Origin of the sequence: Pseudomonas sp. MWU16-30323 (assembly GCF_020515595.1) — a bacterium.
GTDB classification, from domain to species: Bacteria; Pseudomonadota; Gammaproteobacteria; order Pseudomonadales; family Pseudomonadaceae; genus Aquipseudomonas; species Aquipseudomonas yamanorum.
Genome location: NZ_JAIWYM010000009.1, coordinates 181875 through 193598, shown reverse-complemented (window position 1 = coordinate 193598; position 11724 = coordinate 181875). Strand labels below are relative to the sequence as shown.

Here is an 11724-nt window from a genome sequence, read left to right as displayed (position 1 = left end):
TGCCCGTAGACCTTTCATTTAACCTTCATCGCAATCGCCAAAACCTGTAACCAAATCGTTACGTGATGCACGGATGATCCTCGGATTCCTGAGCAGGTGGTCAGGAAGATTGGCGGCGCTGTTCACCCAGCCAAAACCGCCAATACCTCCCCCATAACAACAGATAGATGCATGTAAGGGATCTACCCGTGACCTACAACAAACTCTATGCCCTGCTTTTAGCATCGGGCCTGGGCGGCTTTGCGCCGCTGGTTCTGGCAGACGACTCCCAGGATGTCGGTTCGGTGCACGTCGCCGGCGAACGTACCCTGGGCACCGGCCACATGATTCAGGAAGAAAGTGCCAAGGCCCGGTCCACCGTGACCAAGGAAGCCATGGACGAAATGTCCCCGACGGCCAACGCCATCGACAAGCTCAAGTACACCCCGGGCATCAACGTATCCAACGATGACGCCAGCGGCATGAGCGGCACCAGTTTCACCATGCGCGGCATGAACTCCGACCAGGTCGGGGTTTCCATGGACGGCGTGCCGATCAACGACTCCGGCAGCTATGGCGTGTACGCCAACCAGTTGGGCGATCCGGAAAACGTCGGCGAAGTGTTTGTCACCCAGGGCTCCTCGGAAGCGGACGGCCCGCACATTGGTTCCAGCGGCGGCAATATCGGCATGGTCACGATCCGGCCGACCAAAGAGCCAGGCTTGTTCGTCAAACAATCCATCGGCTCGAACAACCTGACAAAGTCCTTCGCACGGCTCAACACCGGCGACCTGGGCGGCTTCAAGACCTGGGTCTCGGCCTCTCACACCGAAGGCGACAAGTGGCGCGGCAAGGGCACTGTGCGCGGTGACAAGGTGGAGTGGAGCACGCTGTTCGAAGACGACAATGGCAACTCCAGCAACTTCACCATGAAGTACAACAAGCAGGAAAACTACAACTACAACACCCTGAGCAAGGCCCAGTTCCAACAACAGGGGCGGCGCCTGGATTACGCGGAAACCCCGGTCTACAAAAACGGCTTGCTGTCGTCTTCCTACAAGCTCAACCGCAACCCCTTCGAAAGTGTCATGACCACCTTCACCCAGCGCTGGCGCCTGCGTGATGACCTGGCCCTGACGGTTGCGCCTTACTACTACTGGGGCAACGGCGGCAGTTTCAGCGGCCAGACCGCGACCAACCTGGGGCCGAAGTCCGACAAGGCCGGTAACTACGACTTGGGTAACCTCCAGTCGGCCAACTACTACCGGCCGTCGTGGACCGAAACCTGGCGCCCTGGCGTCACGGTCAAAATGAAATGGGACATCAACGAGGAACACAGCCTGGATTACGGCTACTGGTACGAGCGCGCTCGCCAGCGCCAGACCCAGCCGTATATCGGGATCAACAGCGAAGGTGCACCGGACGACATCTGGGGCGATTACAACAGCGGCGGCCAGGTGGTCGACAAGAACGGCAAGACCGTCCAGGGACGTCACTATTACACCGTGACCCCGGCCCAGAAACTGTGGGTGCAGGACAGCTGGCAAGCCACGCCAGACCTGAGTTTTGTCGGCGGGCTGGCGTACCAGTACGTCGAGCGTGACGGCGACAACCTGGGCAGCCTGTACGACAAGCCGGAAAAGCGTAACGCCCGTTACCACCAGTTCCTGCCGAACTTCAGTGCCAAGTACCAGGTCGATGAGAGCAACCAGGCGTTCTACAACGTCACCCGCAACATGCGCACCCCGCAGAACTACGTGCTGTACAACAAGGGTGACTCCCTCAGCCTCAACCCCGAGCTGAGCTGGAACCAGGAACTGGGCTGGCGCTACACCGAAGAGAAAATGGCCTTGAGCGCCACTCTGTTCTACATCACCTTCAAGGATCGTCAGCTGTCGACCACCGACTTGAACGGTGACTACGTGATGGCCAACGTCGGTGATGTGACCAACAAAGGCCTGGAGCTGGAATGGAGCGGCCTGCTGCCATACAACTTCAACTACTACGCGTCGTACACCTACACCCAGTCCGAGCAGCAGGACGACTTTGTCAGCAAGAACGTGTTGTTGCCGACCAAGGGCAACCAGTTGGCCAACGTGCCGGAAAACATGCTCAACCTGGTGTTTGGTTACGACGACAAGCGCTACTACGGCAACATTGCCGGCAAGTATGTCGGGGCGTTCTACGGCGATTTGACCAACAACGAGAAAATCTCCGGGCGCACCGTGTTCGACCTCAACGCCGGTATCTACCTGCCGGTGGACAAGAAGGTCTTCAAGTCGGCTGCGCTGCGCTTCTCGATGCTCAACGTGTTTGATAAGGAATACTTGAGCTCGGCGCGCACCGTGTCGTTCAACTCGGCGCCAGTGAATGGCCTGGCGGCCAGCTCGGCCTATTACAACGTGGGTGAGGAGCGCACGGCGATGGTTTCCCTGGAGGCCAATTTCTAGGGTTCTATACGGTTATGAATGGCCGCGAATGGCCTGTGGCGAGGGAGCTTGCTCCCGCTGGGGCGCGAAGCGCCCCTAAACCCGGCAATCGGGTTCAACCTGGAGGAGCCCGGGCGCCTGTTTTGGGGCTGCTGCGCAGCCCAGCGGGAGCAAGCTCCCTCGCCACAGGTTCTGGTGCAGGCCGCACGGACTGGGTTACTTCAGGGCCGCCATGATCGCTTCAGGGTTGTAATCGCGAATCAGCGTGCCGTTCACGTCCACAAACGGAATCCCGCCGCCCCCCAGCGCCTCATACGCCTTGCGCGCCTGGGCGTCCTTCTCGATATCGAACGTCTGGTAGGGAATCCCCTTGGAATCCAGAAAGCGCCGGATCTGCTTGCAGTAGCCGCACCACTCGGTGGAATACAGCACCACGCGCGCCGCCGCGCGTGTCTGTTCCGGCACCACCTGCGAGGGGTTGAACAGCCGCTCGATCTTGCCCCAGTTCTGGAAAACCACCACCACCAGCAACACCAGCAGGACTTTCTTCAGAACCCCGCCCAGCATCAGTTGCGACGCTTGAGCTGGTCGGTCAGCTGGGTCGGCAGGCCCTTGATGATCAAGGTGCCGGCGGCTTCGTCGTATTCGATCTTGTCGCCCAACAGATGCGCTTCAAAGCTGATGGACAAGCCTTCGGCGCGGCCGGTGAAGCGACGGAACTGGTTCAGGGTGCGTTTATCCGCCGGGATTTCCGGCGACAGGCCGTAGTCCTTGTTGCGGATGTGATCGTAGAAGGCTTTTGGCCGATCTTCATCGATCAACCCAGACAGCTCTTCCAGGCCCATTGGCTCGCCGAGCTTGGCCTGGCTGCTGGCGTAGTCCACCAGGGTCTTGGTTTTCTCGCGGGCGGACTCGTCCGGCAAGTCTTCGCTTTCGACGAAGTCACTGAAGGCCTTGAGCAGGGTGCGGGTCTCGCCTGGGCCGTCGACGCCTTCCTGGCAGCCGATAAAGTCGCGGAAGTACTCCGAGACCTTCTTGCCATTCTTGCCCTTGATAAAGGAGATGTACTGCTTGGACTGCTTGTTGTTCTGCCATTCGGACACGTTGATCCGCGCGGCCAGGTGCAGTTGGCCCAGGTCGAGGTGGCGCGACGGCGTCACGTCAAGCTGATCGGTCACTGCCACGCCTTCACTGTGGTGCAGCAGGGCGATCGCCAGGTAATCGGTCATGCCCTGTTGATAGTGGGCAAACAGCACGTGGCCGCCGGTGGAGAGGTTGGACTCCTCCATCAGCTTCTGCAGGTGTTCCACCGCAATGCGGCTGAACGCGGTGAAATCCTTGCCGCCGTCGAAATACTCCTTCAACCAGCCGCTGAACGGGTGCGCGCCGGACTCGGCATGGAAAAAGCCCCAGGCCTTGCCTTGTTTGGCGTTGTAGCTCTCGTTGAGGTCGGCAAGCATGTTCTCGATCGCGGCCGACTCGGCAAGCTCGGAGTCGCGGGCGTGGAGAACTGCGGGGGTGCCGTCGGGTTTTTTGTCGATCAGGTGGACGATGCAATGACGGATCGGCATGGGCTTCTCGGCTGGTTGAAGGGGAGTGGTCGGGCTCCCGGAAAAAGTCGCCAGTGTACCGCACCCGCTGGGGATGGCGCTGTTCGGAGGGCGTTTTGAGCGCTATCCGACGGGCCATATGCCTTTTTTTCACGGTTTAGAGCGATAAAGCTGACCAAATGGGTATGTTGAGGCGGATATTTCCCCGTCTCTGTGCTAGTTTTGCCCCGTCTTACGCGCAGTCTGGGCGTTAAGCGTGCATTCAGCATTTGTCAGGTCGAACCAAACCCGGTTTCAGGTATCTATAACCCCGATCTTCGTGGTTATAGCCCTTGGGTGCCAGGCCTTGATGGCAGGGCTCGATGGCTGACACTGCACTCTGCAATCCAAATGAATTTGATAGGGAAGGAACACCACAATGGCTATTACTAAAGACCAACTGATCGCTGATCTGGCTGAATCCACTGGCGCCACCAAAGTTCAAGTGCGTGCAGTGATTGAACAACTGAGCCAGATCGTTGCTGATCAGCTGGAAAACGGCGGCGAAATCACTCTGCCAGGCGTTGGCAAACTGAAAGTGACCGAGCGTCCTGCCCGTACTGGCCGTAACCCTTCGACTGGCGCTGCCATCGAAATCGCTGCCAAGAAAGTTATCAAGCTGGTTGTGGCAAAAAGCCTGACCGACGCTGTTAACAAGTAAGACGCAGCAAAAAAAACCGTGCTCCGGAGCGATCCGGGCACGGTTTTTTGTTGCCTGCGGTTTGGTTTTAACTGTGGGAGCGGGCTTGCCCGCGAAGATCGTCAACGATAATGCGGGGTATCTGATACCCCGCGGCGCCTGTTGGTTCTTCGCGAGCAAGCTCGCTCCTACAGGGTTAGTCTTTACGCGCCCAGCGCTGGCGCCACACCTGTTGCTCGCTCGGGGTCTGGAAAGTCCAGGCGACGAAGCGACTCTGCTTCTGGCCCTGGGACATCTCCACCACCTGGCTCTCCAGCACACCGGCCTTTTTCAGCGCCGTCTGGATCGCCGGCAGGTTTGACGCCTTCGACACCAGGGTGCTGAACCACAGCACTTTATGTTGGAAATGCGCGCTCTCAGCGATCAGCTGCGTCACAAACCGCGCTTCACCGCCTTCACACCACAATTCCGCGGACTGGCCTCCGAAGTTCAGGACCGGCAACTTGCGTTTCGGATCAGCCTTGCCCAGTGCACGCCATTTACGCTCGCTGCCCTTGGTCGCTTCATCCATGGACGCGTGGAAGGGCGGGTTGCACAGGGTCAGGTCAAAACGCTCACCCGGCTCCAGCAGGCCCAGCAGGATCTGCTTGGGATTGGTTTGCTGGCGCAGCTGGATGGCCTTGTTCAGCCCGTTGGACTGCACGATCGCCTTGGCGGCAGCCACGGCCGTCGGGTCGACTTCCGAACCGAGGAAATTCCAGCGGTATTCGCTGTAGCCGATCAATGGATAGACGCAGTTGGCGCCCATGCCGATGTCCAGCACCTTCACTGGCGCGCCACGGGGGATCACGCCTTCGTTGACGCTGGCCAGCAGGTCGGCGAGGAAGTGCACGTAGTCGGCACGCCCCGGAACCGGTGGGCACAGGTAATCAGCCGGGATGTCCCAGTGATTGATGCCGTAGAACGCCTTGAGCAGCGCCCGGTTAAACACCCGCACCGCGTCGGGGCTGGCGAAGTCGATGCTTTCCTTGCCGTACGGGTTGATGATCACGAATTGCGCCAGTTCCGGCGTGGTCTTGATCAGCGCCTGGAAGTCGTAACGGCCCTGGTGGCGATTACGCGGGTGCAAGGTGGCCTCTTTGCGCGGAACGACGGGCAAGGCCGGCGTCTTGGGTTTAGGCTTCTTGCGCGGTGCTTTGGGTGTGCTGGGGGCGGTCATGGGCTGCGTCGATTCTGCGTTTGTTTCAAAAGTGGCGGGTATTGTCACACATTCCTTGGTCGAACTCGGTCAAATGTGGGAGCTGGCTTGCCTGCGATGCAGGCGACTCGGTGTATCTACCAGACCGAGGCGATGCCATCGCAGGCAAGCCAGCTCCCACATTGATCGGGTTTCCAAAGAGAAATAACGGTGTTTTTCCAAGCAAAAAAAAGAGACCCGAAGGTCTCTTTTTTCACACGGGCTGCCCCTTACAGGCTGGAAATCCGCGCGTGCTGCTCCGCCAGCTTGCCCAAAGCCTGTTCAGCTTCAGCCAGTTTGGCGCGTTCTTTCTCGATCACTTCCGCCGGAGCCTTGTCGACGAACGCCGCGTTGGACAGCTTGCCGCCCACTCGCTGCACTTCGCCTTGCAGGCGCAGGATTTCCTTGTCCAGGCGCGCCAGTTCGGCACCTTTGTCGATCAGGCCGGCCATCGGCACCAGCACTTCCATCTCGCCAACCAGTGCGGTGGCGGACAGCGGTGCTTCGGCGCCAGCGGACAATACGGTGATCGACTCCAGCTTCGCCAGCTTCTTGAGCAGCGCGTCGTTCTCGGTGAGGCGACGCTGATCTTCGGCGCTGGCGTTTTTCACGAACACGGCCAGTGGCTTGCCCGGACCGATGTTCATCTCGGCGCGAATGTTGCGCGTGCCCATCATCAGGGTCTTGAGCCACTCGATATCGCTTTCGGCCGCCTCATCAATGCGGGCTTCGTTGGCCACCGGCCAAGGTTGCAGCATGATGGTCTTGCCGTCTTTGCCCGCCAGCGGCGCGATGCGCTGCCAGATTTCTTCGGTGATGAACGGCATGAACGGATGCGCCAGGCGCAGCGCCACTTCCAGTACGCGTACCAGGGTGTGACGGGTGCCGCGCTGACGTTCGATCGGCGAGTTCTCGTCCCACAGCACGGGCTTGGACAGCTCCAGGTACCAGTCGCAATACTGGTTCCAGATGAACTCGTACAAGGCCTGTGCCGCCAGGTCGAAGCGGAACTGGTCGAGTTGACGGGTCACTTCGGCTTCGGTGCGCTGCAACTGGGAGATGATCCAGCGGTCCGCCAGGGACAGCTCGATGGCCTCGCCGTTCTGGCCGCAGTCTTCGCCTTTATCCAGCACGTAGCGCGCGGCGTTCCAGATCTTGTTGCAGAAGTTGCGATAGCCTTCGACGCGGCCCATGTCGAACTTGATGTCGCGGCCGGTGGACGCCAGCGAGCAGAAGGTGAAGCGCAGGGCGTCGGTGCCGTAGCTGGCGATGCCGTCGGCGAATTCCTCGCGGGTCTGCTTCTCGATCTTCTTCGCCAGTTTCGGCTGCATCAGGCCCGAGGTGCGTTTCTGCACCAGGGTTTCCAGGTCGATGCCGTCGATGATGTCCAGCGGGTCCAGGACGTTGCCCTTGGACTTGGACATCTTCTGGCCCTGGCCATCACGCACCAGGCCGTGGACGTACACGGTCTTGAACGGTACCTGTGGCGTGCCGTCTTCGTTCTTCACCAAGTGCATGGTGAGCATGATCATCCGGGCAACCCAGAAGAAAATGATGTCGAAACCGGTGACCAGCACGTCGGTGGAGTGGAATTTCTTCAGGAATTCGGTCTGTTGCGGCCAGCCCAAGGTGGAGAACGTCCACAGGCCCGAGCTGAACCAGGTGTCCAGTACGTCGTTGTCCTGTTGCAGCGCCACGTCCGGGCCGAGGTTGTGCTTGGCACGTACTTCGGCTTCGTCGCGGCCAACGTAGACCTTGCCCGACTCGTCGTACCAGGCCGGAATCCGGTGGCCCCACCACAGCTGACGGCTGATGCACCAATCCTGGATGTCGCGCATCCACGAGAAGTACATGTTTTCGTACTGCTTGGGCACGAACGCGATGCGGCCGTCTTCCACGGCGGCAATTGCCGGCTCAGCCAAAGGCTTGGTGGACACGTACCACTGGTCGGTCAGCCAAGGCTCGATGACGGTGCCGGAGCGGTCGCCTTTCGGCACCTTCAGGGCGTGGTCGTCAACGCTGACCAGCAGGCCGGCGGCGTCGAAGGCGGCAACGATCTGCTTGCGTGCTTCAAAACGGTCGAGGCCGGCGTATTCGGCCGGGATCTTGCCGTCGATGCTCTCGTTCAGCGTGCCGTCGAGGTTGAACACCTGACAGGCCGGCAGAACAGCAGCGTTCTTGTCGAAGATGTTCAGCAGCGGCAGGTTATGGCGCTTGCCGACTTCGTAGTCGTTGAAGTCGTGGGCCGGGGTGATTTTCACGCAGCCGGTGCCGAATTCAGGGTCGCAGTAGTCGTCTGCGATGATCGGGATGCGACGGCCAACCAGCGGCAGCTCAACGAACTTGCCGATCAGCGCCTGGTAGCGCTCGTCGTTCGGGTTAACCGCGACGGCGGCGTCGCCGAGCATGGTTTCCGGACGGGTGGTGGCGACGATCAGGTAGTCGTTGCCTTCGGCGGTCTTGGCGCCGTCAGCCAGCGGGTACTTGAGGTTCCACAGGAAACCTTTCTCGTCGTGGTTTTCCACTTCAAGGTCGGAAATCGCCGTGTGCAGCTTGGTGTCCCAGTTGACCAGGCGCTTGCCGCGATAGATCAGGCCGTCTTCATGCAGGCGCACGAAGGCTTCTTTCACGGCCTCCGACAGGCCGTCGTCCATGGTGAAGCGCTCGCGGCTCCAGTCGACGGACGAACCCAGGCGACGAATCTGACGGCTGATGTTGCCGCCGGACTGATCCTTCCATTCCCAGATTTTCTCCAGGAATTTTTCGCGACCCAGGTCGTGACGGTTCTGGCCGGTGGCTTCCAGTTGGCGTTCCACCAGCATCTGGGTGGCGATACCGGCGTGGTCGGTACCTGGCTGCCACAGGGTGTTGCGACCCTGCATGCGGCGGAAACGAATCAGGGCATCCATGATCGCATTGTTGAAGCCATGGCCCATGTGCAGGCTGCCAGTGACGTTCGGTGGCGGAATCATGATGGTGTAGGCATCGCCCGCGCCTTGCGGAGCGAAATAATTCTCGGACTCCCAGGTCTGGTACCAGGAAGTTTCAATAGCGTGCGGCTGGTAGGTCTTATCCATGCGCGGCGGGACCCTAGTTGGCATTAATTCAGGAAAGCCGACAAGTATAACGGGGGATAGGGGAGAGGGCGAGTTGAAGACGGGCTTAACGGTGGCGCCGATCAAATGTGGGAGCGGGCTGGTGTGGGAGCGGGCTTGCTCGCGAAGACGGTGTAACAGTCACCCAATGTATTGACTGAACCACCGCTTTCGCGAGCAAGCCCGCTCCCACAGGGGATAGGTGTCAGCCTTAGTTCTGGTACTGGCTCAACAACCGCTCCATGCGCGCATCCAGTCGGCGCTTGATCTCGGTTTCGATATGCGGGGCAAAATCGTCGATCACGTCTTGCATGATCAGTTGCGCAGCAGCACGCAGTTCGTTGTCCAGGTGCAGCAGCAGGGCGTCGGGCGCTTTCTCCGCCGCAGGCACGGCAACCGCCGGCGCGGGGACTGCTTGCTCCACGGGCGTTTCGACAGGCTCCGGCGCAACAGGCTTGCCACCGACCATATCGAACAACAGGGGAATTTGTACGTCACCGTTGACCGCATCGGTCAGCAGCGGCGGTTGCAGGTCATCATCACCGAGCAGCTTGCGGATCGACTCAAGGTCGTCCAGCAGGTGGTCAGGGTCTTTTAGCGGGTTTGGAGTGTCCATCATGTGCTCAAAGTCGTTGTAGCCGGTGATCTTGCAGAGAATAGCCCTGTTCACGGTAGAAACGGAAACTCTCCCGTGCGGCCTGACGAATAGCCGGGTCTTCCACCACCACTTCCGCCACGCGGGCGAAACCCTTGGCGAAGGCCGGTACTTTCACGTCGAGGTTGACCAGCAGGTCTGTGTGATCGCCACAGTTGTCGCCAAAACCCAATACCACCAGGCCTTCCGGCTCTGATTCGGCGGGGCCGTGGGGCACGAAGCTTTCGCCCTTGAAGCGCCACAGGCGGGCGTCGAGGTCATCACGCTGGGCGGCATCGCTGCAATGCAGGTAGATGCGGTGACCCATGCGCCAGGCTTTTTCGGTGAGCTTGCAGGCAAAGTCCAGGCGCGCGGAAGGATCGGCGCTGGGCAATATATAGAAGTCGACTTGGGTCATTGCGGTTCCTGAGCCCCGGGCGGCTTTACAGGCGCCCGGGGATCTTCATTTTCAGGCTTTGGCGCGGTCCAGCAGGTACTGGGTCAGCAATGGAACCGGACGGCCAGTGGCGCCCTTGTCCTTGCCGCCGCTGGTCCAGGCAGTGCCGGCGATGTCCAGGTGGGCCCAGTTGAAGTTCTTGGCGAAACGCGACAGGAAGCACGCGGCGGTGATGGTGCCGGCTTTCGGGCCACCAATGTTGGCGATGTCGGCGAACGGGCTGTCCAGCTGTTCCTGGTACTCATCGAACAGCGGCAGTTGCCAGGCGCGATCGTCAGCCGCCTGGCCGGCGCTGAGCAGTTGGCCGATCAGTTCGTCGTTGTTGCCCAGCAGGCCCGACGTGTGGGCGCCCAGGGCAACCACGCAGGCACCGGTCAGGGTGGCGATGTCGATCACGGCTTGCGGCTTGAAGCGCTCGGCGTAGGTCAGGGCGTCGCACAGCACAAGGCGGCCTTCGGCGTCGGTGTTGAGGATTTCCACGGTCTGGCCGCTGAGGGTGGTGACGATGTCGCCCGGACGGGTCGCGCCGCCGCTCGGCATGTTCTCGGCGCAGGCCAGGATGCACACCAGGTTGATCGGCAGCTTGAGTTCCAGCACGGCCCGCAGGGTGCCGAACACGCTGGCGGCGCCGCCCATGTCGTACTTCATTTCGTCCATGCCCAGGCCTGGCTTGAGGCTGATGCCGCCGGTGTCGAAGGTGATGCCTTTACCCACCAGGGCATAGGGCTTTTCGGACTTCTTGCCGCCGTTGTATTGCATCACGATCAGCCGTGGCGGCTGGTCGCTGCCCTGGCCCACGGCATAGAACGAGCCCATGCCCAGTTCCTTGATCTTTTTCTCATCCAGGACTTCGACTTTCAGGCCCTTGAATTCCTTGCCCAGCGCCTTGGCTTGCTCGCCCAGGTAAGTCGGGTGGCAGATGTTCGGTGGCAGGTTGCCCAGGTCACGGGTGAACGCCATGCCGCCGGCGATGGCCTGGGCGTGGGTCACGGCGCGTTCGACTTCTGCCTGGGCCGCCTTGATGGTCAGCAGGGTGACTTTTTTCAGGGCGCGGGGTTCGGCCTTGGTGCTCTTGAACTGATCGAAGACGTAGCCGCCGTCCAGCAGGCTTTCGGCCAGCAGGCGGGTCTTGCCGTAGCTGTCGCGGCCCTTGACCACGATTTCGTCCAGTGCCAGGGCTGCGTCGGTGCCGCCCAGGCCTTTGAGGGTCGTGAGGATGCCGCTGATGATCTTGCGGAACGGGCGGTCGCCCAGTTCGGCTTCTTTACCAACGCCCACCAGCAATACGCGGTCGGCTTTAAGGTTCGGCAGGCTTTGCAGCAGCAGGCTCTGGCCAACCTTGCCGGCCAGGTCACCGCGCTTGAGGACCGCGCTGATGGCGCCGCCGCTCAGTTCGTCCAGCTGCTTGGCGGCAGTGCTCAGCTTGCGGCCTTCGCCGACAGCGACCACGAGGGTGGCGGTTTTCAACGTTTCGGGGCTAACGCTTTTTACAACCAGTTCCATTTTCGGGTCCCTTATAAAGGTCAGTGAGCCAGGAGTCTGTACTCCGGCTTGTAAGCTTGACAGCCTGTAGGCCGCCCGCGACAAAGGCCGCAGTTTGAACCTCGCCGCCCGAGCCTGACAACCCTTGTGGGCAGCTTTGTGCACGCGTATGAGCAAGCTCC

The 11724-nt window shown here is 60.6% G+C and carries 9 protein-coding genes and 1 pseudogene; 3 read left to right on the top strand and 7 right to left on the bottom strand.

Annotation, left to right across the window (positions count from 1 at the left end; all coding sequences use genetic code 11):
- The first annotated feature begins 188 nt into the window (after positions 1 to 188).
- Complete coding sequence (locus LIY45_RS13755; RefSeq protein ID WP_226476645.1) at positions 189 to 2429, top strand: TonB-dependent receptor; 2241 nt, start codon at positions 189 to 191, stop codon at positions 2427 to 2429.
- 195 nt (positions 2430 to 2624) lie between these two features.
- Here the strand turns inward: LIY45_RS13755 and LIY45_RS13750 are convergent, their stop codons facing one another.
- Both LIY45_RS13750 and yejK read right to left on the bottom strand, forming a co-directional pair.
- A complete protein-coding gene (locus tag LIY45_RS13750) occupies positions 2625 to 2975 on the bottom strand; it encodes a glutaredoxin family protein (protein WP_226476644.1) in 351 nt (116 codons plus the stop codon).
- Entirely contained in the window at positions 2975 to 3979 is a 1005-nt protein-coding gene (gene yejK, locus LIY45_RS13745) for a nucleoid-associated protein YejK (RefSeq protein ID WP_003212745.1), read from the bottom strand. The genes LIY45_RS13750 and yejK overlap by 1 nt, the downstream gene beginning before the upstream one ends.
- Positions 3980 to 4376: 397 nt before the next feature.
- Here yejK and LIY45_RS13740 point away from each other — a divergent pair, with 397 nt between their 5' ends.
- Complete coding sequence (locus LIY45_RS13740) at positions 4377 to 4658, top strand: HU family DNA-binding protein (RefSeq protein WP_017476062.1); 282 nt, start codon at positions 4377 to 4379, stop codon at positions 4656 to 4658.
- Positions 4659 to 4719: 61 nt separating this feature from the next.
- Positions 4720 to 4830: pseudogene (locus tag LIY45_RS13735) on the top strand (outer membrane lipoprotein carrier protein LolA); the annotation flags it as partial.
- Positions 4831 to 4833: 3 nt separating this feature from the next.
- On the opposite strand, the gene rlmF reads toward LIY45_RS13735, so the two are convergent.
- From rlmF to LIY45_RS13710, 5 genes are all read right to left on the bottom strand, one after another.
- A complete protein-coding gene (gene rlmF / locus LIY45_RS13730; protein ID WP_226476643.1) occupies positions 4834 to 5856 on the bottom strand; it encodes a 23S rRNA (adenine(1618)-N(6))-methyltransferase RlmF in 1023 nt (340 codons plus the stop codon).
- 248 nt (positions 5857 to 6104) lie between these two features.
- Complete coding sequence (locus LIY45_RS13725) at positions 6105 to 8951, bottom strand: valine--tRNA ligase (RefSeq protein WP_226476642.1); 2847 nt, start codon at positions 8949 to 8951, stop codon at positions 6105 to 6107.
- Between the two features lie 229 nt (positions 8952 to 9180).
- The gene (locus LIY45_RS13720; protein ID WP_226476670.1) at positions 9181 to 9585 is read right to left on the bottom strand and encodes a DNA polymerase III subunit chi; all 405 of its coding nucleotides are present in this window, start codon (positions 9583 to 9585) and stop codon (positions 9181 to 9183) included.
- 7 nt (positions 9586 to 9592) lie between these two features.
- The gene (locus LIY45_RS13715; protein ID WP_226476641.1) at positions 9593 to 10021 is read right to left on the bottom strand and encodes a DNA polymerase III subunit chi; all 429 of its coding nucleotides are present in this window, start codon (positions 10019 to 10021) and stop codon (positions 9593 to 9595) included.
- Positions 10022 to 10072: 51 nt separating this feature from the next.
- Complete coding sequence (locus LIY45_RS13710; RefSeq protein ID WP_226476640.1) at positions 10073 to 11563, bottom strand: leucyl aminopeptidase; 1491 nt, start codon at positions 11561 to 11563, stop codon at positions 10073 to 10075.
- Positions 11564 to 11724 lie beyond the last annotated feature (161 nt).